We start from the raw sequence: 22,540 nt of genomic DNA on the forward strand, positions 1-22,540 counted from the left end.
GCTCCCGTGACGGGCGCTCCGTACCCTTGAGCGAGTGCGCCGCCTCCCCCTCGACCACCCCGGGACGGCGGTCCACAGCTCACCGGGCGCGTTCCTCTGGTGGATGGCCCGCGGCCAGTGGCACACGCTCCTGGGCGGCATGGCCTTCGGCATCGTCTGGATGAGCAGCCAGGCCGTGATGCCGGCGGTCATCGGCCGCGCGATCGACCGCGGCGTGGCCGACAAGGACGGCTCCGCGCTGCTGACCTACGCCGGTCTCATGCTCGCCATCGGGCTGGTCCAGGCCGTCACCGGGATCATGCGGCACCGCTTCGCGGTCACCAACTGGCTCACCGCGGCCTACCGCACCGTGCAGCTCGTCGGCCGCCAGGCCGTCCACCTCGGCGGCACGCTGCCGCGCAAGGTCTCGACCGGCGAGGTCGTCGCGATCGGCACCAGCGACCTGTCCCACCTCGGCCAGGTCATGGACGTCTCCGCGAGGTTCGCCGGCGCGATCGTGTCCTTCCTGCTGGTCGCGGCCATCCTGCTCAACACCTCGGTCTCGCTCGGGCTGCTCGTGCTGATCGGCGTCCCCGCGCTGATGCTGCTCATCGGCCCGCTGCTGCGTCCGCTCGACCGGCGCAGCGCGCACCAGCGGCACCTCACCGGCGAGCTGTCCAACACCGCGAGCGACATCGTCGGCGGGCTGCGCGTGCTGCGCGGCATCGGCGGGGAGGCGCTCTTCCACGAGCGCTACCGCCGCGAGTCGCAGGACACCCGCCAGGCGGGCGTGCAGGTCGCGCGCCTGCAGTCCGTGCTCGACGCCCTCCAGGTCTTCCTGCCGGGCACCTTCGTGGTGCTCGTCGTCTGGCTGGGTGCGCGGTCCGCCGCCCGCGGCGAGATCAGCCCGGGCGAGCTGGTCGCGTTCTACGGCTACTCGGCGTTCCTGATGATCCCGCTGCGCACCGCGACGGAGTACGCCAACAAGCTCATCCGGGCCAGGGTCGCGGCCCGCCGGGTCTGCCGCGTGCTCGCCCTCACGCCCGACCACCAGGACCCCGTCGACCCGGTCGCGCCGCCGCACCCCGGCGCCGAGCTGGCCGACGCCCGCACCGGCCTGCGCGTCCGCCCGGGGCTGGTGACCGCGATCGTCAGCGACGAGCCGGAGGCGGCCGCGGCGCTCGCCGACCGGCTCGGCCTGTGCGCGCCCGAGGTCGCCGGTCAGCCCGACGACGACGTGACGCTCGGCGGTGTGCCCCTCACCCGGATGCGTCGAGACGACGTACGCCGCCGGATCGTGGTGTCCGACACCGGCGCGACGCTCTTCTCGGGGCGGCTCGCGACCGTGCTCGACCCGACCGGACGCGACGTGTCGCAGGCCCTCGAGACCGCCTCCACCGACGACATCCTCGAGGCGCTGCCCGACGGCCTCGACACGGTGGTCGCCGAGCGCGGGCGGACGTTCTCGGGCGGGCAGCGGCAGCGGCTGGTGCTGGTCCGCGCGCTGGCGGCGGACCCCGAGATCCTGGTGCTGGTCGAGCCCACCTCGGCCGTCGACGCGCACACCGAGGCGCGCATCGCGGCCCGGCTGCGCGGCCACCGCGCCGGACGCACCACGGTCGTCGTCTCCTCGAGCCCGCTCGTGCTCGACGCGGTCGACGAGGTGGCGTTCCTGCGCGAGGGGCGGGTCGCGGCGACCGGCACGCACGCCGAGCTGCTCGAGACCGACGCCGACTACCGCGCGGTCGTGATCCGCGACGTCGAGCCTGCCGAGGCACTCTCATGACCACCCACACGGCGCTGCCGGTCGCCGACGCCCGGTCCCTGCGCCGCTACGTCCGCCGGCTGGCCCGCCAGCACCCCCGGCTGCTGTGGAGCGCCCTCGCGCTGCACGTCACCGCGGCCCTCGCCGGCCTGGCCGCGCCCCGGCTGCTCGGCAAACTCGTGCAGGCCGTCGACGCCGGCACGACCGTGGGCCACGTCGACCGCGTGGTGCTCGCGCTCGCGGTGTTCCTGGTCGTGCAGACCGTGCTCACCCGCTACGCCCGGTTGACCAGCCAGGTGCTCGGCGAGCAGGTGCTGGCCGAGCTGCGCGAGGACTTCGTCGGCAACGCGCTGGCCCTGCCGGTGGGCGTCGTCGAGTCCGCGGGCTCCGGAGACCTGCTGACGCGCACCAGCCGCGACGTCGACCAGCTCGGCTGGTCCGTGCGGTGGGCACTGCCCGAGTGGACGATCGCGGTCGTGACGGCGGTCGTCACGTTCGTCGCGGCCGTCACCGTCGGCTGGTGGGTGCTCGGCCCGGTGGTGCTCGGCCTGCCGCCGCTCGTCGTGGGGCTGCGGTGGTACCTCGCGCGCGCCAAGGACGGCTACCTGCGCGAGTCGGCGACGTACTCCGCGACCAACGCGACCCTCACCGAGACCGTCGAGGGCGCGCGCACCGTCGAGGCGCTCGGGCTGGGCGACGAGCGGATCGCGGCGATCGACGCCGACGTCAAGGACTCCTACGACGCCGAGCGCTACACGCTGTGGCTGCGCACCGTGTTCTTCCCGAGCATGGAGCTCTCCTACCTCATCCCGACGGTGGCGACGCTGCTGCTCGGGGGCTACCTCTACTCCCAGGGCAGCGTGACCCTGGGCGAGGTCACCGCGGCGACGCTCTACGTGCAGATGCTGATCGACCCGGTCGACCGGATCGTCTCGATCCTCGACGAGCTCCAGCTGGGTGCGGCCTCGCTGGCGCGGCTGCTGGGCGTCGCCCAGGTGCCCGACGACCGTCAGGTCACCGGCGCCGAGCCCGCCGGCGAGGAGCTCGACGCCCGCGACGTCCGGTTCTCCTACGTCGAGGGGCGCGACGTGCTGCACGGCGTCGACCTCGACGTGGGCGTCGGCGAGCGGATCGCCATGGTCGGCCCCTCGGGCGCCGGCAAGTCCACGCTGGGCCGGCTGCTGGCCGGCATCCACCCGCCCCGCACCGGCGAGGTGACCGTGGGCGGCGTCGGTCTGGTGGAGCTGCCGCTCGCCGAGCTGCGCGGGCACGTCGCCCTGGTGACCCAGGAGCACCACGTGTTCGTCGGCACCCTGCGCGAGAACCTCGCGCTCGCGGCGCCCCCTGGCGCGACCGACGACGACATCCGCTCGTCGCTCGCCGCGGTCGACGCCCTCGAGTGGGTCGAGGCCCTGCCCGACGGGCTCGACACCGTCGTCGGGTCCGGCGGCCGGGCGCTCACCGCCGCCCAGGCCCAGCAGATCGCGCTGGCCAGGCTGGTGCTCGCCGACCCGCACACGCTCGTCCTCGACGAGGCCACCTCGCTGATCGACCCGCGCGCGGCCCGGCACCTGGAGCGGTCGCTGGCCGCGGTGCTGCACGGCCGCACCGTGATCGCGATCGCCCACCGCCTCTTCTCGGCCCACGACGCCGACCGCGTCGCGGTGGTCGAGGACGGGAAGATCACCGAGCTCGGCTCGCACGACGACCTGGTCGCGGCCGGCGGCTCCTACGCCGCCCTGTGGCGCTCATGGCAGGGCGACCGCGAGGGACGAGCGGGCGCCCGTCGCCTGAACGGGCTGAGCGAGCGGCGCGACTGAGGCTCGCGAGCAGGTCGCCGCGAGGTACGAGCGGCGACCGGGCGCTCGGGAGGGTTGAGCAAGCGTCGCGTTGAGACCACCGCAGCCGATGCTGGAACTGGACCATGAGAGTTCCAGCGCGACCTTCAGAGGTTTCGAGACGGTTGCTGCGCAACCTCCTCAACCAGCGGTGGAGCGCTGAACAACCTCCTCAACCAGCGGTGGAGCGCTGCACAACCTCCTCAACCAGCGGTGGGGCGCTGCGCAACCTCCTCAACCAGCGGTGGGCCATGGGCTGGTACGCAATCGAGCTCGTTCAGCTTCCAGCCCAGGCTGCGGAGGTCTCGACAAGCTCGACCAGCGCGAGCTCAACCAGCGTGCGGCGCGTGCTCCAGGCCCGTGATCCGGATGCCCGAGTGCACCTTGTACTTGCGGTTGATCGAGATCAGGACGGCCGTGAGCGGCTCGAGCTGGCGGGCCAGGCGGAGCTTGCCGGCGCTGATGCCCTCGCGGCCGGTGACCGCTCGCGCCAGCTCCATCGCGACGGCCTTGCCGTCGTCGGAGTCACCCACGCAGAGCACGTCCTCGTCGAGGTAGTCCTCCTCGCCCCAGAGCCCGACGGCGGAGACGTTGTGGAAGGCGCCGACCACGGTCGCGTCCGGCGCCAGCGCTTGCGCACGCTCGGCAGCCGATCCCTCCCCGCCGTCGATCACGAGCCCGTGCGCCCCGCGCTTGTCGAAGGCGAGCGGGTTGACGCACGAGACCACGGTCCTGCCCGCCAGCGGCAGGGTGGCGACGAGCTCGTCGTGGCCGTCCCACGGCACCGCGAGCAGCACCACGTCGGCGTCGGCGCAGGCCTCGGCGTTCGCGGCGCCGGTGACCTCCCCGGCGCCGTCGACGCCCTCCAGCCGCGCGCGGATCTCCTCCGCGGTCACCGCGGCCTTCTCGGCGGCCCGTGAGCCGATCACCACGTCGTGCCCGTGGCGGGCGAAGCGGTAGCCGAGACCCTTGCCCTGCGGGCCGGTCCCGCCCATCACCGCGATCCGGTACGTCGTCACCCGCGCGATGCTCGCACGCCACGGCGACGTGACCTCGCAGTGGCCCGGCAGTTGATATTTTCGACCCATCAAGGACACGGACCACGAGGCGATGCCGAGAGAGCTGCGCGGAGACATCCAGGGGCTGCGCGCGGTCGCGGTCCTGACGGTGATCGCTGCCCACGCCGGGGTGCCGTTCCTGCCCGGCGGCTTCGTGGGCGTCGACGTGTTCTACGTCATCTCCGGCTACCTCATCGCCTCGCTGCTCTACCGCGAGGTGCTGCTCACGGGGAGGATCTCGGTCGGGGCGTTCTGGGCCCGCCGGGCCCGGCGCATCCTGCCGGCGGCCACCCTCGTCACGGTCGTGACGGTGCTGCTCTCGCTCGCGTGGCTGAGCCTGCTCGACGCGCGCCAGGTGGTCGTCGACGCGCTCTGGGCCTCGGCGTTCGCGGCCAACATCCACTTCGCGCAGCAGGGCGTCTACTACTTCGCCCAGGGCGAGGGGCCCTCGCCGCTGCAGCACTACTGGTCGCTCGCCGTCGAGGAGCAGTTCTACGTCGTCTGGCCGCTGCTGCTCGGCGCGTGCCTCGTCGTGACCCGCTGGCTGCGCCGGGGCCGGACCCGCCAGGTCGAGCGGCTCCCGCGCAGCGCGGTGCTCACGATGCTGGTCGTGCTGACCCTGGCGTCCCTCGCGTGGTCGATCCACGCGACCGTGGCCTCCCCCGCCTCGGCGTACTTCTCGACGCTGACCCGCGCCTGGGAGCTCGGCGCCGGCGCGCTGGTCGCGCTGGTGCCCCCGACGTTCGTGCGCCGCCTCACCCGCCTCAGCCTCGAGACAATGGCGGTCGCCGGCGCGGGGCTGCTCGTGACGTCCTGCGTGGTGATCACCGAGGACACGCCGTTCCCCGGCATCGCGGCCGTCCTGCCGGTCGCGGGCACCGCGCTGCTGATCCTCTCGGGCTCGGCCGCCGACGCGCCCGGCAAGCGGACGACGTCGAGCCGGGCCCTGGCCGTCGCCCCCATGCGGATGATCGGCGACTGGTCCTACTCGCTCTACCTGTGGCACTGGCCGGCGTTCGTGCTGCCGCCGGTCGCGCTCGACCGCGGCATGACGCCGGTCGAGAAGGCGCTCGCGGTCCTCGTGGTGATCACGCTGTCGGCGTACTCCTACCGGTTCGTCGAGACGCCCTTCCGGGTCGGCCGCCCGGCGCGCCGGCTCGTCCGGCGCCGGGCGCTGGTGCTCTACCCCGCCAGCGCCGTGCTGGTGGTCGCCACCGCCGGCGGGGCCTGGTGGTGGACGGGCCACCAGGGCGGCGAGCACGGCAACACCCCGCCGATCACCGTCGCCGGCCCACCCATCGACGGTGTGCACAACACCGAGGCGCTGGTGCGGGCCTCGGTCTCCGCGGCCAAGGACAAGCGCGCGGTGCCGAGCAACCTCACCCCCGACCTGCTCAACCTGCGCGACTCGATCGCCGACGTCGGCGAGTGCGACTACGAGGACAACGTCCGCACCCTCTGCCCGCACGGCGACGGCGACCGGTCGGTCGTGGTGATCGGCGACTCCCACGCCCGGGCCTGGATCCCGGCGTTCAACCGCATCATCGACGCCGGCCACTGGACCGCCTACTACCTCGTCAAGCCGCAGTGCACCGCCGCGCACGTCACGATCGCCTCGCTCGGGTCCGACCAGCCGTTCACCGACTGCTCCGACTTCCAGGACTGGGTGGTCGGCCAGGTCGAGGAGCTGCACCCCGACCTGGTGGTCGTCGCGTCGTCCCCTCCGGTCAACGGGGTGTTCGACGGCGGCAAGCGCATCACCTCGGTCGACGGGATCATCCCGATCCTGCGCGCGGGCTACGACGACCTCTTCATCGAGCTCAGCCAGTACGCCGACCAGGTGGCGCTGGTCCGCGACGTGCCGAAGTCACCCGACGACCCGGCCACCTGCCTCTCCTCGGGCAGCCCCAGCCTCGGCGACTGCATGTTCGAGCCCGTCGAGCGCTCCACGGTCCTCGGCAACGTGGCGGTCGACTCGGCCCGCAGCACCGGCATCGAGGTCGTCGACCCGACCCCGTGGCTCTGCTACCAGGGCGAGTGCCCGATCGTCATCGGCGGCACGCTGAGCTACCGCGACACCGACCACATCACCACCGAGTACGCCGCCAACCTCTGGAGCGAGCTCGGCCACGCGCTGCACATGCTGACCGCGGTGGAGTGAGGCCCGCGCCGACGGTGGCTGAGGTGCGAAGGCGCTCTGGCGCCTGAGCCTCGAAGCCTCTGAACGCTGCGCCGGGACTGGCGTGGTCCAGGATGGCTGCCTTCGCTGCAGCGGCTTCGAGGCTCGGCCGTGGACGGCCTCACACCTCAGCCATCGAGTCGGGACGTGTGTCCTTCGCGACCTTGTAATAGTGACAGTGCCACTGTCACAGTTGGGGCGTGCAGCTCTCCTATCCCCTCCAGTACTCCGGCAACCCGCGCGAGACCGCTGACCAGGTCGCCGAGCTCGAGCAGGCCGGCCTCGACATGGTCTGGGTGGCCGAGGCCTACGGCTTCGACTCACCGACGCTGATGGGCTACCTCGCCGCCAAGACCGAGCGGCTCCAGATCGGTGCGGGCATCATCAACGTCTTCTCGCGCACGCCCGGCGCGATCCTGCAGACCGCGGCCGGCCTCGACAACGTGTCGGCCGGGCGGGCCGTGCTCGGCCTGGGCGCGAGCGGCCCGCAGGTGATCGAGGGGTTCCACGGCCTTCCCTACGAGAAGCCGCTGGGCCGCACCCGCGAGGTGATCCGCCTGGTCCGCTCCGGGCTGAAGCGCGAGCCGCTGGAGTCGCACGGGATCTTCGACATCCCGCTCTCGGAGGGCAAGGGGCTCGGCCTCGGCAAGCCGCTCAAGATCCTGGTCCACCCCGAGCGCGACACGATCCCGATCTGGGTCGCGTCCCTCGGCGACAAGAACGTCGAGATGACCGCCGAGCTGGCCGACGGCTGGCTGCCGATCATGTTCGTGCCCGACAAGGCGCGCGACGTCTGGGGCGACGCCCTCGACGCCGGCACGGCCAAGCGCGACCCGGGGCTGGCGCCGCTGCAGATCAGCGCCGGCGGCATGGTCGCCATCGGCGAGGGCGAGGACACCAAGGCGCTGCTGGAGTTCCTGCGCCCGATGTACGCCCTCTACGTCGGCGGCATGGGCGCGCGCGGCAAGAACTTCTACAACGAGCTCGCGCAGCACTACGGCTACGAGAAGGAGGCCAAGGAGATCCAGGACCTCTACCTCGACGGCAAGAAGAAGGAGGCCGAGGCGCTCGTCCCGATGGAGTGGATGGAGCAGAGCAACCTCGTCGGCCCCGCGTCGTACGTCCAGGAGCGCATCGCGGCGTTCAAGGAGGCCGGCGTGAGCCACCTCTCGATCGTCCCGGCCACCGACAACCCCGCGGCGACGGTGAGCCAGCTCAAGGAATGGGTGTCGTGAGGCCGACGCTGTGAGGCTGGCGTCCCGGCACCGCTACGACAACCTCGAGCTGATCCGGACCCTCGACCCCTACGACGACGCCGACCGCGACCGCATCGTCAGCCTCACCGGCCGCCACGACTTCCCCTGGGACTTCGACCAGGGCACGGCCATCGCGTTCCTGCGCGACTACGGCATCCCGTCGATCTCCCGGCTGCTCGACCGCACCCGCGAGTTCGAGGACCACGGCGTGAAGCGGTACGACGACACGCTGTTCTTCCAGGAGGAGGCGATCCTCGAGGGCGTCGACTCCGAGCGCTCGCACACCGCGATCCGCCGGCTCAACCGCATCCACGGCCACTACGACATCCCGAACGACGAGTTCCAGTACGTCCTCGCCACCACGATCGTCGGGCCGGTGCGCTGGATCCGCCGCTACGGCTGGCGCCCGCTCGACGAGCGCGAGCTGGTGGCGATGGCGCGCTTCACGACCCGGTTCGGCGAGTTGATGGGCATCAAGGGCCTGCCCGAGACCTACGAGGGCTACGAGGACCTGCTCGACTCCTACGAGGCGGAGCGGTTCGCGTTCGACCCGGCCAACAGGCGGGTCACCGAGGCGACGATCCGCATCGGCCGCGCCACCGCGCCGTGGTACCTCAAACCCGGCTTCCGCCGGGTCTCGATCGCCCTGATGGACGAGCCGCTGCGCCTCGCGCTCGGCATGGAGGAGCAGCCGCGCTGGCTGGTGCGCGCGGTCGACCTCGGCCTGCGGCTGCGCGCCAGGGTCCTGCGGTTCCTCCCGCCGCGCCGCGCGCCGTACGAGCGCACGCACCCGACCTACCCGAACGGCTACGAGCTGGCGAAGATCGGCCCCGCCTCGATGCTCGACGACCTGAACAAGAAGGAGCGGACCGTTGCCTGACGAGCCCTCGACCACGGTGCCCGGTTTCTACGACCAGGAGCACGAGGACTTCCGCGCCACCGCGCGCGCCTTCCTGAAGAAGGAGGTCGTGCCGTTCCACGACCAGTGGGAGAAGGACGGCCAGGTCGACCGCGAGGTGTGGCGCAAGGCGGGCGCGGCGGGGCTGCTCTGCTTCGACGTCGACGAGGAGTACGGCGGCGCGGGGGTCAAGGACTTCCGCTACAACGTCGTCCTCACCGAGGAGATCACCCGCGCGGGCGCGAGCGGGGTCGGCTTCCCGGTGCACAACGACGTCATCGTCCCCTACATCTCGGCGCTCGCGAACGACGAGCAGAAGCAGCGGTGGCTGCCCGGCCTGGTCTCCGGCGACCTGGTCTCGGCGATCGCCATGACCGAGCCCGGGGCCGGCTCCGACCTCCAGGGCATCCGCACCTCGGCGGTCGACAAGGGAGACCACTACGTGCTCAACGGCTCGAAGACCTTCATCTCCAACGGCATCCTGTCCGACCTGGTGATCGTGGTCGCGCGCACCGACCCCGACGCCGGCCACCAGGGCATCTCGCTGCTGGTGGTCGAGCGCGGCATGCCCGGCTTCGAGCGCGGCCGCAAGCTCGACAAGGTCGGGCTCCGTGCGCAGGACACCGCCGAGCTGTTCTTCGACAACGTCGAGGTGCCCAAGGCCAACCTGCTCGGCACCGAGGGCTCGGGGTTCGTCTCGCTCATGGAGAACCTGCCGCAGGAGCGGGTCTCGATTGCGGCGATCGCGGTGGCGGTGTCGGAGCTGGTGCTGGAGCTGTGCCTCGACTACGCCAAGACCCGGACGGCGTTCGGCAAGCCCATCGGCAGCTTCCAGCACAACCGGTTCCTGCTCGCCGAGATGGCCACCGAGGTGCACATCGCAAGGGTCTTCCTCAACGACTGCGTGACCAGGCTGAACGCCGACGAGGTCGACACCTCGCTGGCGTCGATGGCGAAGTGGTGGACCACCGAGCTCCAGACCAAGATCGTCGATCGCGGCGTCCAGCTGTTCGGTGGCTACGGCTACATGACGGAGTACCCCATTGCCAAGGCGTTCGTGGACTCGCGCATCCAGACCATCTACGGCGGGACCACCGAGATCCAGAAGGAGATCATCGGCCGGATGCTCGGCCTCTGACTCGCCTGCTGGTCCAGACCAGCGTCGGCGCTGGCACAAACCGAGTGGGTGTGCCGTCGATGAGTTCGGCAGGGTTGGCGGGTCGTTGTCGCTGCCCTCTCGGGGAGATCCCCGATGCCGACTGTCCCCGCTCTCTGATGGAGTGTCCCCATGCATCGCCAGATCGCCGGAAAGCTCACCGGACGCGTCACCAAGTGGATCGTGCTCGCGGTGTGGATCGTGCTGCTCGCGGGCGCCGGTGGCCTCAGCGCCAAGCTCGCCGACGTCCAGAACAACGAGGCGTCCTCGTGGCTCCCCGCGTCGGCCGAGTCGACGAAGGTGGTCGAGGAGCTCTCCGGCACCATCGACCCCAATGACATCCCGACGCTGATCGTCTACTACCGCGATGGCGGCCTCACCGACAGCGACCGCGCCGCGATCGAGGAGCAGGCCACCGAGCTGGGCAACATCGACGGCGTCGTCGACCAGAAGGTGCTCACGCCCGCAGCCGCCGAACAGATCCCCGACCTGCCGTTCAAGCTCAGCTCTGACGACGGCGAGGTGGCGGTCAGCTCCCTGACCTTCAACTTCGGCAAGAACGGCTGGAACGACATCCCCGACGCCGCCGGCCAGATCGACGAGATCGCGAAGATCGACGGTGTCACCGTCCACCTGGCGGGCTACGGCGGCCAGGCCCGCGACGCCGCGGAGGCGTTCGAGGGCATCGACACCAACCTGATCCTCATCACGCTGCTGGTCGTCGTCGTGATCCTGCTGTTCACCTACCGCAGCCCGATCCTGTGGCTGCTCCCGATCATCAGCGTCGTCGTCGCCTACTCCGTGTCCGGCGGCGTGGTCTACCTGCTCGCCAAGTACGCCGACCTCACGGTCAACGGGCAGAGCCAGGCCATCCTGGGCATCCTGGTCATCGGCGCCGGCACCGACTACGCGCTCCTCCTCGTCGCTCGATATCGAGAAGAGCTCCGCCGCCACGACGACCGGCACGAAGCGATGGCCTTCGCCCTGCACCGCGCGGCGCCTGCCCTGCTGGCGAGCGCGTCGACAGTTGCCGTCGGCATGCTGTGCCTGTCCTTCGCCGAGCTCAACTCCACGGCCGGCCTCGGCCCGGTCAACGCCGTCGGCATCGCCGTCACCTGCCTGGTGATGGTCACGCTGCTGCCGGCGCTGCTGGTGATCTTCGGACGCTGGATCTTCTGGCCCAAGCGACCCGGCTTCGGCTCGCAGGAGCCCAACACCAGCGGCTTCTGGGCGCGCGTCGGCGACCGCATCGCCAAGGCGCCCCGCAAGGTGTGGACGGTCACCGCCGTGCTTCTCCTCGCTGCGTCGCTCGGCCTGTTCACGCTCGACTCCGACGGGCTCTCGACCGAGGACACCTACACCAAGGAGTTCGACTCGATCAAGGGTCAGAAGCTGCTGGTCGAGCACGGCCTCCAAGACAACTCCAACACCGTCCAGGTCGTGGCTGACAGCGACCGGCTCGACCAGGTCGTAGCCGCCATCGACGGCGTCAAGGGTCTGGGGGAGCCCACCGTTCCCGAGGAGGTCGGCGACGGTCGGTCCTACTTCGAAGCGACGGTCGGTGCGGACATCTCGTCCACGGCGGCGTTCGACATCGTCGAGGACACGCGAGAGGCGGTGCACGGCGTCGACGGCGCCGACGCCCTCGTCGGAGGCGGCTCGGCGTTCTACCTCGACACCAAGATCGCCTCCGACCGCGACAACAGGGTGATCATCCCGATCGTCCTGGTGGTGGTGCTCTTCATCCTGGTCGGGCTGCTGAGGGCGGTGGCGTCGCCGCTGATCCTGATGGCGACCGTGATCTTGTCCTTCGGCGCCGCGCTCGGCCTCTCGTCGCTGCTGTTCAAGTACGTCTTCGGGTTCGCCGGTTCCGATCCAGGATTCCCGCTGTTCGCCTTCGTGTTCCTGGTCGCCCTCGGCATCGACTACAACATCTTCCTCATGACCAGGGTCCGGGAGGAGACGGCCAACCACGGGACCCGCAAGGGCTCCCTCATCGCGCTGGGATCGACCGGAGGCGTGATCACCTCGGCCGGCGTCGTCCTGGCGGCGACGTTCCTGGTGCTGGGGTCGATCCCGTTCGTGTTCCTGGCCGAGCTCGGGGTCGCGGTCGCTCTGGGGGTGCTGCTCGACACGATGATCGTCCGGTCCGTGCTCGTCACCGCCCTCAACCTCGACCTGGGCGGCAAGATCTGGTGGCCGAGCAAGCTCGACCGGGGCGACAACACCGTCGACCCGGGCGCTTCCGAGCCGGAGCGCGAGCCGGTCTCGGTCTGACGAGACGATCCAGTGGGTGGGCCGGAGGAATGCCTCCGGCCCACCCCTCGTTAGCCTGAACCGTGGACTCCCCCACCCCCCAGCAGGTTCGCCGCGCGCTGGCGCGGGCCGAGCGGGGCGCGGCCCTCGACCTCGACGAGGCGACGGTCCTGCTCGCGGCCACCGGCGAGGACCTCGACCGGTTGTGCGCCGCGGCGGCGAGGGTGCGCGACGCGGGTCTCGTCGCGGCCGGGCGCCCGGGCGTCGTGACCTACTCGCCGAAGGTGTTCATCCCGGTCACCAGGCTGTGCCGCGACCGGTGCCACTACTGCACCTTCGTCGAGACGCCGGGCCAGGCCGCGCGCGAGGGCCGGGCGCCGTACCTCTCCCCTGACGAGATCCTCGAGATCGCGCGGCAGGGCGCCGAGCTCGGCTGTCTCGAGGCGCTGTTCACCCTCGGCGACCGGCCCGAGGACCGCTGGCCCGAGGCGCGGGAGTGGCTCGACGAGCAGGGCTACGACTCGACGCTGGCCTACGTCCGCGCGATGGCGGTGCGGGTGCTGGAGGAGACCGGCCTGCTGCCGCACCTCAACCCCGGCGTGATGTCGTGGGAGGAGCTCAACCGGCTCAAGCCGGTCTCACCCTCGATGGGGATGATGCTCGAGACGACGTCGCGGCGGCTGTTCGAGACGAAGGGCGAGGCGCACTTCGGTTCGCCCGACAAGGACCCTGCGGTCCGGCTCCGCGTGCTCGAGGACGCCGGCCGGCTGTCGATCCCGTTCACCACCGGCCTGCTGGTCGGCATCGGCGAGACGCTCACCGAGCGCGCCGAGACGATCCTGGCGCTGCGCGCCACCTCTCGCGCGTACGGCGCGGTGCAGGAGGTGATCGTCCAGAACTTCCGGGCCAAGCCCGACACCGCCATGCGGCACATCGACGACCTGGCGCTCGACGACTACCGCGCCACGATCGCGGTCACGCGGCTGCTGCTCGGGCCGAAGGCCCGCGTGCAGGCCCCACCCAACCTGGTGGACCTCGCGGAGTGCCGCGCGCTGCTCGAGGCCGGCGTCGACGACTGGGGCGGCGTCTCGCCGCTCACGCCCGACCACGTCAACCCCGAGCGGCCCTGGCCCTCTCTCGACCGGCTGCGCGCGATCACCTCCGAGTGCGGTTTCGAGCTCGCGGCCCGGCTGACCGTGCACCCGGAGTACGTCCGCGCCGCCCTGAACGACGGGAGTCCGTGGCTCGACCCGCGCGTCTCCGCGCACGTGGCCGCCCTCGCGCAGCCCGACGGGCTCGCGCGCCCCGGCGTACGCCCGACCGGCCTGCCGTGGCAGGAACCCGACGGCGGTTTCGAGTCCGTGGGCCGCACCGACCTTTTCGAGGCCGTCGACCACGAGGGCCGCACCGAGGACCGCCGCTCCGACTTCGCCGACGTCTACGGCGACTGGGACTCGGTCAAGGCCGCCGCCTCCGGGATAGTCCCAGACGTTTCCAACACGAATCCCGGCGTGTCCGGTGCGAAACGTCTGGGACTATCGGCCCTCTCGGCGGCCGAGAAGGACCCGGGCAACCTGTCCGACGAGCACGCGCTGACGCTGATGACCGCGGAGGGCCCGCTGCTGGAGCAGGTGGTGCGGCTCGCCGACGACCTGCGCCGCGAGACCGTGGGCGACGAGGTGACCTACGTCGTCAACCGCAACATCAACTTCACCAACGTCTGCTACGTCGGCTGCCGGTTCTGCGCGTTCGCGCAGCGGCGCACCGACGCCGACGCCTACTCGCTCTCCCTCGACGAGGTGGCCGACCGGGCCCACGAGGCCTGGGAGCTCGGCGCCACCGAGGTCTGCATGCAGGGCGGCATCGACCCCGAGCTGCCGGCCACCGCCTACTTCGACCTGGTCACCGCGGTGAAGCAGCGGGTGCCGGAGATGCACGTGCACGCGTTCAGCCCGATGGAGGTCGTCAACGGCACCGCCCGCACCGGCCTGTCCATCGAGGACTTCCTCATCAAGGCGCGCGAGGCCGGGCTCGGGTCGCTGCCGGGCACCGCGGCGGAGATCCTCGACGACGAGGTCCGCTGGGTGCTCACCAAGGGCAAGCTGCCGACCCGCACCTGGATCGAGGTCGTCTCGACCGCGCACCGCGTCGGCATCCCGACGACCAGCACGATGATGTACGGCCACGTCGACAACCCGCGCCACTGGGTCAGCCACCTCCGCGTGCTCAGCCGGATCCAGGACGAGACGGGCGGCTTCACGGAGTTCGTGCCGCTGCCGTTCGTGCACACCAGCGCCCCGATCTACCTCGCCGGCGTCGCCCGCCCCGGCCCGACCCTGCGCGACAACCTCGCCGTGCACGCGATGGCCCGGATCCTCCTGCACGGCCGGATCCGCAACATCCAGACCAGCTGGGTCAAGCTCGGCGTCGAGGGCACGCGCGCGATGCTCCGCGCCGGGGCGAACGACGTGGGCGGCACCCTCATGGAGGAGACGATCTCCCGCATGGCCGGCTCCGAGCACGGCTCCGCCAAGACCGTCGCCGAGCTCGTCGAGATCGGCGCCGGCATCGGTCGTCCGGTCGTCGAGCGCACCACCACGTACGGACCCCGGTAGACGTCGACCCGGCGCGAACTTCGCGCCGGGTCGACTCCCCCACAGATGGACCGGGTTCAACCCCGAGCGGCCCTGCGGCGCGAGATCGCGTCGACGGCGGCGGCGATCAGCAGCACCACGCCGGTGATCACCGACTGCCACTGCGCGCCGAGGCTCGGGCGGAGCAGCAGGCCGTTGGGGATGATCGCGATCACCAGGGCGCCGAGGATCGCGTCGCGCGGCCGGCCCCGGCCACCGAAGAGCGAGGTGCCGCCGATGACCGCCGCCGCCACCGAGAACAGCAGCACGTTGCCCGAGCCGAGGTCGAGCGAGGCCGAGGACTGCGAGGAGGCGAGCATGACGCCGCCGAGCGCGCCGAACGCCGAGCAGATGGCGAACGCCGTGACCTTCATGTGCACGACGTCGATGCCCGCACGGCGGGCGGCCTCAGCGTTGCCGCCAGTGGCGTAGAGGTGCCGGCCCCAGGTCGTCTTCGTGAGCAGGATCGTGCAGGCGATCATCAGCACGATCGCGATCGCCGCCGGCACCGGGATCCCCTGCTTGACCGCGAACGTGCCGCGGTCGCGGCACGCCAGGTAGGTGAGCACGATCGCCACCGCGGCCACCGCGCCGCCGCGGGCCAGCACCAGGTTGAGCGACTCGTGGGCCAGGCCCGCGGCCTTGGAGCGCACCGAGCGGAGCACGGTGTAGCCGATGAAGCCGGCCACCAGCACGATCGTCAGGATCCAGCTCTGGGCGACGCTGAGGGTGCCGTAGGTGAGGTCGCGCCACAGGTCGTAGTTGGACGTGTTGATCGGCTGGCCGCTCAGCGCGAACTGGAGCACGCCCTGCCAGGCGAGGAACAGCGCCAGCGTCGCCACGAAGCTCGGGATGCCGACCTTGGCAACCAGCCACCCGTTGAAGATGCCGATGGCCGCGCCGATGCAGATCGCGGCGACCAGGGCCGGCACGAGGTGCTGGGTCAGGTTGGTCAGGATCAGCACCAGCCCGACCGCGACGACAGCCGCGCCGGCGTAGGTCTTGAGCAGCACGGCGAGTGCGATCGCGCACACCATGCCGATGACCAGCGCCCAGTAGAGGAAGCCGGGCAGCCCGTCGTCGAGGCTGCCCTTGAACACCCCGACCGCGGCGAACGCCGCGCAGGCACCGCCGGCGGTGCCGGCCGACAGGTCGATCTCGCCGAGGAGGAGCACGAAGACGAGCCCGAGGGCGATGACCGCGATGTAGGCGCCCTGGCCCGGCAGGTTGCCGAGGTTGAGCGCGGAGAGGAACCGGTCGCTGACCTGGCTGAAGATGATGCCGAGGACGACGAGGCCGAGCACCGACGGCAGCGCGCCGGGGTCGCCGGTGCGGAGCTTGCCGACCCAGCCGCGGACCGCGTCGCCGATCGACTTCTCCTCGACGTCGAGGGCGAAGCCGCCGTCGGGCGCGGCCGGCAGGGCGCCGGCCTCGACGTTGGTCTCCGGAGTGGTGGAAGACATGGCGCCCCTCAGATGCTCTCGCTGGCGACGGTCTGCGCGAGACCGAGCTCGCCGCTGCGACCGGAGGTGATCAGCTCGACGATCTGCGTCGTCGTCGTGTCCTTGGTGTGCACCTCGGCGGCGACCCGGCCGAGGTAGAGCGCCGCCACCCGGTCGGCGACCTCCATGACGTCGTTCATGTTGTGCGAGATGAGGACGACGCCCCGGCCCTGGTCGGCCAGGCGGCGGACGAGGTCGAGCACCTGACGGGTCTGGGCGACGCCCAGCGCCGCCGTGGGCTCGTCGAGGAAGACGACCTTGGAGTTCCAGAGCACCGCCTTGGCGATCGCCACCGTCTGCCGCTGGCCGCCGGAGAGGTTCGCGACGAGCTGGCGGACCGAGGAGACGGTGCGCACCGACAGGCTGGCCAGCGTGGCGCGGGCCTGGCGCTCCATCTCACCGTCGGAGAGGAAGCTGCGGTAGCGGCTGATCTCGCGGCCGAGGAACATGTTCTGGGTGATGTCGAGGTTGTCGGCCAGCGCGAGATCCTGGTAGACGAACTCGATGCCGAGCGCAGTCGCGTCGCGCGGGTCGGCGATCGTGACCGGCCGGCCCTCGAAGCGGATCTCGCCGCTGTCGATGTTGTTGATGCCGGCGATGCACTTGACGATCGTCGACTTGCCGGCGCCGTTGTCGCCGACGAGGGCGGTCACCTCGCCGGGGTAGATGTTGAGGTCCACGTCCTTGAGCACGTGGACGGGGCCGAAGCTCTTGTTGAGCCTCGAGATCTGCAGGATCGGGTCAGCCACCGGGTCACCGCCGTTCGGTCGGATGCGTACGCGTGGTCGGGGGACGCAGCCCGGTGCCGGCCGGGTGGGACGTGCCCACCCGGCCGGCACCGGCGGAGCTCACTTGATGCCGAGCTCGCTGCAGTCGTCCTCGATGCCGGCGCAGATGTCGTCGGCGGTGAGCGCCCCGGCGTCGATGACGTCCTGGACGTTCGCCTGCGTGATCACCTCGGACGGCAGGAGCAGGGCCTGGAGCTGGTGGTCCGGCGCCTGCGGGTCCTCGAACGGCGACAGCGTGATCCCGGCGTCGGCGGGGTCGGTGCCCGAGATCAGCGAGATCGCGAGCGCGGCGGCCGCACCGGCCTCGAGCGTGACGTTCTTGAAGATCGTCATGCTCTGCTTGCCGGTGACGACGTTCTGCAGGCCCTCGACGCTGGAGTCCTGACCGGTGACGACGACCTTGCCGTCGGCGCCCTCGTTCTTCAGCACACCGATGACGGCGTTGGCGATGTCGTCGTTCGCGGCGAGCACGCCCTGGATGTCGCTGCCCGACGCGGTGAGCGCCTGGGTGAACGCCGGCGCGGCGTTCTCGACCTTCCAGCCCTTCACCGTGGTCTCCTGGGCGATCTCCAGGTCGCCCGACTCCACCAGCGGGTCGAAGACCGAGTGGGCGCCCTTCTGGAACAGCACGGCGTTGTTGTCGACGTCGGTGCCGCCGTTCATCATGATGATCTTCGGCTTGTCGACGCCCTGGTCCTTGAGGCAGTCGACGAGCGTCTGGGCCTGCAGGCGGCCGACGTCCTCGTTGTCGAAGGAGACGTAGTACGGCGCCGTGCCACCGAGGTTGACCCGGTCGTAGTCGATGACCTGCACGCCCGCGGCGTCCGCCAGCTGCTCGACGCCGGCACCGGACGCGGCGTCGATCGAGTCGATGATCAGCACCTGTGCGCCGTCGCCGATCATGCTCTGCGCGATCGAGGCGAACTTGTTCTTGTCGCCCTGGGCGTTCTGGACGTCCGCGGTGATGCCGGCGTCGCCGAGCGCCTGCTCGAGCAGCGGCTTGTCGTAGAGCTCGTAGCGCGTCGAGGAGGTCGTGTCCGGGAGGATCACGCCGACCTTGCCGGACGCCGAGGCGCCGCCGCCGCTGGAGTCGGCCGGGGCCGAGGCGGCGCTGGTGGGCGGGTTGTCGAGGCTGCAGGCAGCGGTGACGTCGGACTTGCTGCCACCCCCTCCACCCGAGCCGTCGGAGTCGGAGTCGTCACCGCAGGCGGCGAGGCCGGCAGTGCCGATGAGCAGGGCGACACCAAGTGCCGCCGCGCGGTGCAGGGGTGTGGACATGTTTCTCCTCGACAGGTGCGGGCGGTCCGGCCGCCCGGTGATCTCAGAGTGGAGTGTTGACCGTCACACCATTGTCGTCAAGAGTTGAACGTAAATTCTTCGCGAATGTTGGATATCGGCAGTTTGTCGCCATCTCTCGTCCACAAACGAGCTGCCATCTCTTGACCGCACCCGAGTCGCGAGGCACAGTTCCGCCCATGACGTCGCCCCCGCGCAGCGACCCGTCTCCCGGGTCGACCGCCTCGCTGCGGACGGCCAACCAGCACCGGGTGCTCGACGTCCTGCGCGGCGTACCGACCCCCTGGGCCGCCGAGGCCTCGAGCGGGCGCAGGGGCGACGCGGACGACGACGGCGTGTTCACCCAGGCCGAGCTGGCCCGGGCGACGGGGCTGGCCCCCGCCACGGTCTCCAGCATCGTCCGCGAGCTGGCCGGCGCGGGGCTGGTCGACACCGAGGCGGGCAGCGGCCGGCGCGGCTCCTCGGTGCAGCTGGCCCGCGGCGCCGGGATCGTCGCCGGCGTCGACTTCGGCCACAGCCACGTGGCGGTGGGAGTCGGCGACCTCGCCGGCCGGATGCTCGCCGACCAGCGGATCGCCCTCGACACGCCCACCGGCCACCAGGAGGCGCTCGCCCTCGCCAAGGACCTGCTCGCCCGGATGTCGGCGGGCCTGGGCGAGCTCCGGCACGTCGGCCTCGGCCTGCCCGCCCCGGTCAACGAGGAGGTCATCCGCTCCTCGGCGATCTTCCCGGGCTGGGAGGGCGTCAACGCGCGCGCCGTGGCCGAGGAGACGTTCGCCGCACCCGTCCACGTGGAGAACGACGCCAACCTCGGCGCGCTCGCGGAGCACCGCCACGGCGTCGGTCGCGGCCGCAGCAGCTCGGTATTCGTGAAGATCTCCTCGGGTGTCGGCGCGGGGATCATCATCGGCAACGAGCTGTTCCACGGCGCGGGCGGCACCGCGGGCGAGATCGGCCACCTCACGCTCGACGAGCAGGGCCCGCTGTGCCGGTGCGGCAGCCGCGGGTGCCTCGAGGCCTACACGTCCACCGCCAACGTGCTCGCCATGCTGGCCGGTCAGCTGCCGGACGCCAGTCTCGACGACGTCGTGGCCGCCGCCCACGAGGGCAACGTCTCGGCGCAGCGTGCGCTCGAGGACGCCGGGCTCCACCTCGGCTGGGGGCTCGCGAGCATCGTCAACCTCCTCAACCCCGAGCTCGTCGTCGTCGGCGGCGACATGGCCCGTGCAGGCGAGCTGCTCCTCGAGTCGGCCCGCATCGGCCTGCGTCGGCACGCCCTCGACTCGGTCGCCCTGACCCCGGTGCTCGCCTCCGAGCTGGGCGAGCGCGCCAGCCTCGTCGGGGCGGTGCTGCTCGCCGCGGAGCGCACCGAGCTCGCCGTCGACTGAGCTCTCACCCACCGGTTACCTTGATCAGCGTGAGCGACAACGACCCGGCAGACGGCGAGTCCTACGGCGACTACAGCGTCGACGACGAGGACCAGCCCTCCAACATCGACGGCCTGCCCGACCCCGACGTCGACGACGAGCTCGACCGCGGCTACTCGCCGCCGGAGAAGTGGTCGGCCGCCCAGGGCTACGGCAACACGCCGTACGAGGAGGCCACGGGCGAGACGCTCGACCAGCGGGTCGCACAGGAGGACCCCGAGCCGGACCCGTACGACGAGGCCGAGGTCGACGACGACAACCTCGACGACGGCGAGGTCGGCGACCAGCGCGCCGGTCGCCTGGTCGATCCTGACGAGGGGCTCGGTGAGGACACCGAGAAGGATCTCGTGGGCGACGACGTCGGCATCGACGGAGCGGCCGCATCGGCGGAGGAAGCCGCCGTGCACATCGTTACCGACCAGTAGGGGTACCGGGCTCCTCGCCGGACCGCCACCAGGCGGTTCGAGGGAAGGGAGTACTGATGTTTCTGCTCTGGCTGCTCGCTGTCGTCATCGGCATCGCGGGCATCATCTCGTTGTTCCGGGGACAGATTCTGTGGGGGATCATCCTGATCATCCTGGCGTTCGTCGTCGGCCCCGGCGGCTACAGCATCTTCGACAAGTAGCGACGTCGCCCGGCCGTCAACCGGCCAGGGCCCGGCTCGCCACGCGGAGGTCGGCCACCAACCCGTCGTAGACCGCGTCCCTGTCCTCGGCTCGCAGCACTGCCGAGGGATGGGTCGTGGGAAGCACCCAGTCGGGAGGGTGGTCGACCTCCACGCGTGTGGGCCAGTCGGTCAGCTGTCCGCGGCGTTCGCCGACGCGGAACGACGAGCCGTAGATGGCCTTCCCGGCCGTCCCGCCCAGCAGCACGACACCCACCGGCCTGTGCACGGCGAGCTCGGCGGCCAGCCACGGCGCGCACGCGGTGACGTGCGCCTGCTGAGGCGTCTGGTGGATCCGCTGCTTGCCGCGCGCCCGCCAGCGGAAGTGCTTGACGACGTTGGTGCGGTAGGTGTCCGCGGGGTCGATGCCCGCCTCGTCGAGCGCGCGGTCCAGCACCCGGCCGGCCGGGCCGACGAACGGCTTGCCGTGCCGGTCCTCCTGGTCACCGGGCTGCTCCCCGAGGAGCACCAGCCGGGCTCGACGCAGCCCCGCACCCATGACGACCTGCGTGGCGTCGCGGTAGAGCTCGCAGCCCCGGCACTCGGTGGCGGCCGCGCGCAGGCCGGCCAGCGTGGGCTTCCCCGGCACCCACCGCTCGGCACCCGGGCGCTCCTCGGCGACCATGCCCGACGGGTACCCAGCGCGGCCAGGGCGTGTCCCGCAATCGCTGGTGGATGCCGGCGTCGTCCAGGGCGTGCGATGGCGGCCTCGCAGGCCCGCGCGCAGACTGGGCGTCTTCGAAGGGTCGGCGCGGTCGTCAGCGTGCGTCCTGGGCGGCGTCCGGCGCCGCCATGGATTGCGGGACGCGCTTGGCTAGAACAGGTTCCAGTTCGCGCACCTAGGATGAGGCGGTGCGGTTCTCGATCAGCACGGCGTTCCTGCCGACCGACCAGCTGGTGCCGATCGCGCGCGCAGCCGACGAGCTGGGCTACGACAGCCTCGCGATGCCCGATCACGTCGTCGACCTCGAGACGCTGCGCACGCCGTACCCCTACACACCGGACGGCGCACGACGCTGGGGACCCGAGGCGGAGTGGCCGGACCCGTGGGTGATGGCCGGCGCGCTCTCGACGGTGACCACCCGGCTGCGCTTCGTCACCAGCGTCTACGTGCCGGCGCTGCGCAACCCGTTCCAGGTGGCGAAGTCGGTCGGCACCGCGGCGGTGATCTCGGGCAACCGGGTCGCGCTCGGGGTGGGGATCGGCTGGTGCGAGGAGGAGTTCGAGCTGCTGGAGCAGGGCTTCCGCACGCGCGGGCGGCGTACCGACGAGGGGCTCGCGCTGATCAAGGAGCTCTGGCAGCCCGGCTGGCGCGAGTTCCACGGTGAGTTCTACGACGCGCCCCGGCTGGTGATGGAGCCGACACCGACCGCGCCGGTGCCGATCTACGTCGGCGGCCTCTCCGAGATCGCGTTCGCACGGGCGGCCAGGCACGACGGCTGGGTCGGCGACATGTACAGGACCGACGAGGCGATCGGCTGGGCCACACGCCTCGCCGAGGTCCGTGCGGAGACCGGCGCCGAGGGCGACTTCAGCGTCTTCGTCGCGCTCACCGACGCCTTCCTGCCCGAGCACTTCGCCCGGGCCGAGGAGGGCGGGGTCACCGACTGCATGACGATGCCGTGGATGTACTACTCCGGCCGCGACGCCACCGTCGAGCAGAAGGTCGAGGGCATGGCGCGGTTCGCGGACGACGTGATCGAGCCTCTGGCCTCCGCTCGGGGATCCTGACGGGGTCGTCGACCGTGAACGGGATGCCAGTCGCATGGTCGCCCGCGCGCCGGCGCGCGGTCAGACTGGGCGTCTATCCATGCACCGGCAACGCCGCCAGCGTGCGTGGCTGGG

At 71.4% G+C, this 22,540-nt stretch carries 17 protein-coding genes; 12 read left to right on the forward strand and 5 right to left on the reverse strand.

What is annotated here, in order from left to right:
- The first annotated feature begins 34 nt into the window (after positions 1–34).
- Positions 35–1,765, forward strand: coding sequence for an ABC transporter ATP-binding protein (locus G514_RS0107640; RefSeq protein ID WP_028651269.1), 1,731 nt, complete (start codon positions 35–37; stop codon positions 1,763–1,765).
- Entirely contained in the window at positions 1,762–3,564 is a 1,803-nt protein-coding gene (locus tag G514_RS25505) for an ABC transporter ATP-binding protein (protein ID WP_051247079.1), read from the forward strand. The genes G514_RS0107640 and G514_RS25505 overlap by 4 nt, the downstream gene beginning before the upstream one ends.
- Before the next feature lie 347 nt (positions 3,565–3,911).
- Here G514_RS25505 and npdG read toward each other — a convergent pair whose 3' ends face one another.
- The gene (gene npdG / locus G514_RS0107650; RefSeq protein WP_028651270.1) at positions 3,912–4,601 is read right to left on the reverse strand and encodes an NADPH-dependent F420 reductase; all 690 of its coding nucleotides are present in this window, start codon (positions 4,599–4,601) and stop codon (positions 3,912–3,914) included.
- 91 nt (positions 4,602–4,692) lie between these two features.
- Here npdG and G514_RS0107655 point away from each other — a divergent pair, with 91 nt between their 5' ends.
- The 6 genes from G514_RS0107655 to G514_RS0107680 all read left to right on the forward strand — a co-directional run bounded on the left by G514_RS0107655 (position 4,693) and on the right by G514_RS0107680 (position 15,000).
- Positions 4,693–6,801 carry an acyltransferase family protein gene (locus G514_RS0107655; RefSeq protein ID WP_028651271.1) on the forward strand — a complete coding sequence of 703 codons (2,109 nt, stop codon included), beginning with the start codon at positions 4,693–4,695 and terminating at the stop codon, positions 6,799–6,801.
- Positions 6,802–7,019: 218 nt separating this feature from the next.
- A complete protein-coding gene (locus tag G514_RS0107660; RefSeq protein ID WP_028651272.1) occupies positions 7,020–8,054 on the forward strand; it encodes an LLM class F420-dependent oxidoreductase in 1,035 nt (344 codons plus the stop codon).
- 10 nt (positions 8,055–8,064) lie between these two features.
- Positions 8,065–8,955 (forward strand): oxygenase MpaB family protein, encoded by an 891-nt coding sequence (locus G514_RS0107665; RefSeq protein ID WP_028651273.1) that lies wholly within the window; start codon positions 8,065–8,067, stop codon positions 8,953–8,955.
- Complete coding sequence (locus tag G514_RS0107670) at positions 8,948–10,111, forward strand: acyl-CoA dehydrogenase family protein (protein WP_084151856.1); 1,164 nt, start codon at positions 8,948–8,950, stop codon at positions 10,109–10,111. The genes G514_RS0107665 and G514_RS0107670 overlap by 8 nt, the downstream gene beginning before the upstream one ends.
- A 150-nt stretch (positions 10,112–10,261) precedes the next feature.
- Positions 10,262–12,406 (forward strand): MMPL family transporter, encoded by a 2,145-nt coding sequence (locus tag G514_RS0107675; protein ID WP_028651275.1) that lies wholly within the window; start codon positions 10,262–10,264, stop codon positions 12,404–12,406.
- A gap of 62 nt (positions 12,407–12,468) precedes the next feature.
- The gene (locus tag G514_RS0107680; RefSeq protein WP_028651276.1) at positions 12,469–15,000 is read left to right on the forward strand and encodes a bifunctional FO biosynthesis protein CofGH; all 2,532 of its coding nucleotides are present in this window, start codon (positions 12,469–12,471) and stop codon (positions 14,998–15,000) included.
- A gap of 56 nt (positions 15,001–15,056) precedes the next feature.
- Here G514_RS0107680 and G514_RS0107685 read toward each other — a convergent pair whose 3' ends face one another.
- The 3 genes from G514_RS0107685 to G514_RS0107695 form a co-directional block, all read right to left on the reverse strand.
- Positions 15,057–16,481 (reverse strand): sugar ABC transporter permease, encoded by a 1,425-nt coding sequence (locus tag G514_RS0107685; protein ID WP_028651277.1) that lies wholly within the window; start codon positions 16,479–16,481, stop codon positions 15,057–15,059.
- 8 nt (positions 16,482–16,489) lie between these two features.
- Positions 16,490–17,269, reverse strand: a complete 780-nt coding sequence (locus G514_RS0107690; protein ID WP_028651278.1) for an ATP-binding cassette domain-containing protein — start codon at positions 17,267–17,269, stop codon at positions 16,490–16,492.
- A gap of 99 nt (positions 17,270–17,368) precedes the next feature.
- The gene (locus tag G514_RS0107695; RefSeq protein ID WP_028651279.1) at positions 17,369–18,586 is read right to left on the reverse strand and encodes a sugar ABC transporter substrate-binding protein; all 1,218 of its coding nucleotides are present in this window, start codon (positions 18,584–18,586) and stop codon (positions 17,369–17,371) included.
- Between the two features lie 197 nt (positions 18,587–18,783).
- Here G514_RS0107695 and G514_RS0107700 point away from each other — a divergent pair, with 197 nt between their 5' ends.
- The 3 genes from G514_RS0107700 to G514_RS30610 are packed head-to-tail and all read left to right on the forward strand — an operon-like array spanning position 18,784 to position 20,656.
- On the forward strand, positions 18,784–19,992 hold the full coding sequence (locus G514_RS0107700) for an ROK family protein (RefSeq protein WP_028651280.1): 1,209 nt from the start codon (positions 18,784–18,786) through the stop codon (positions 19,990–19,992).
- A gap of 29 nt (positions 19,993–20,021) precedes the next feature.
- Positions 20,022–20,456, forward strand: a complete 435-nt coding sequence (locus G514_RS0107705) for a DUF5709 domain-containing protein (protein ID WP_028651281.1) — start codon at positions 20,022–20,024, stop codon at positions 20,454–20,456.
- A gap of 56 nt (positions 20,457–20,512) precedes the next feature.
- Positions 20,513–20,656: a GPGG-motif small membrane protein gene (locus G514_RS30610; protein WP_169576330.1), complete on the forward strand. Its 144-nt coding sequence runs from the start codon at positions 20,513–20,515 to the stop codon at positions 20,654–20,656.
- 16 nt (positions 20,657–20,672) lie between these two features.
- Here G514_RS30610 and G514_RS0107715 read toward each other — a convergent pair whose 3' ends face one another.
- Positions 20,673–21,320 carry a UdgX family uracil-DNA binding protein gene (locus G514_RS0107715; protein WP_028651282.1) on the reverse strand — a complete coding sequence of 216 codons (648 nt, stop codon included), beginning with the start codon at positions 21,318–21,320 and terminating at the stop codon, positions 20,673–20,675.
- Between the two features lie 227 nt (positions 21,321–21,547).
- Here G514_RS0107715 and G514_RS0107720 point away from each other — a divergent pair, with 227 nt between their 5' ends.
- Entirely contained in the window at positions 21,548–22,426 is an 879-nt protein-coding gene (locus G514_RS0107720; protein ID WP_028651283.1) for a TIGR03619 family F420-dependent LLM class oxidoreductase, read from the forward strand.
- Positions 22,427–22,540: the final 114 nt, after the last annotated feature.

It is taken from the genome of Nocardioides halotolerans DSM 19273 (assembly GCF_000422805.1).
Classification (GTDB): Bacteria; Actinomycetota; Actinomycetes; order Propionibacteriales; family Nocardioidaceae; genus Nocardioides; species Nocardioides halotolerans.

Bases quoted from the DNA above. Each gene is read 5' to 3' on its own strand.
- G514_RS25505 (WP_051247079.1), top strand. From the start codon at position 1,762: ATGACCACCCACACGGCGCTGCCGGTCGCCGACGCCCGGTCCCTGCGC.
- G514_RS0107655 (WP_028651271.1), top strand. From the start codon at position 4,693: ATGCCGAGAGAGCTGCGCGGAGACATCCAGGGGCTGCGCGCGGTCGCG.
- G514_RS0107675 (WP_028651275.1), top strand. From the start codon at position 10,262: ATGCATCGCCAGATCGCCGGAAAGCTCACCGGACGCGTCACCAAGTGG.
- G514_RS0107685 (WP_028651277.1), bottom strand. From the start codon at position 16,481: ATGTCTTCCACCACTCCGGAGACCAACGTCGAGGCCGGCGCCCTGCCG.
- G514_RS0107695 (WP_028651279.1), bottom strand. From the start codon at position 18,586: ATGTCCACACCCCTGCACCGCGCGGCGGCACTTGGTGTCGCCCTGCTC.
- G514_RS0107700 (WP_028651280.1), top strand. From the start codon at position 18,784: ATGACGTCGCCCCCGCGCAGCGACCCGTCTCCCGGGTCGACCGCCTCG.
- G514_RS30610 (WP_169576330.1), top strand. From the start codon at position 20,513: ATGTTTCTGCTCTGGCTGCTCGCTGTCGTCATCGGCATCGCGGGCATC.
- G514_RS0107715 (WP_028651282.1), bottom strand. From the start codon at position 21,320: ATGGTCGCCGAGGAGCGCCCGGGTGCCGAGCGGTGGGTGCCGGGGAAG.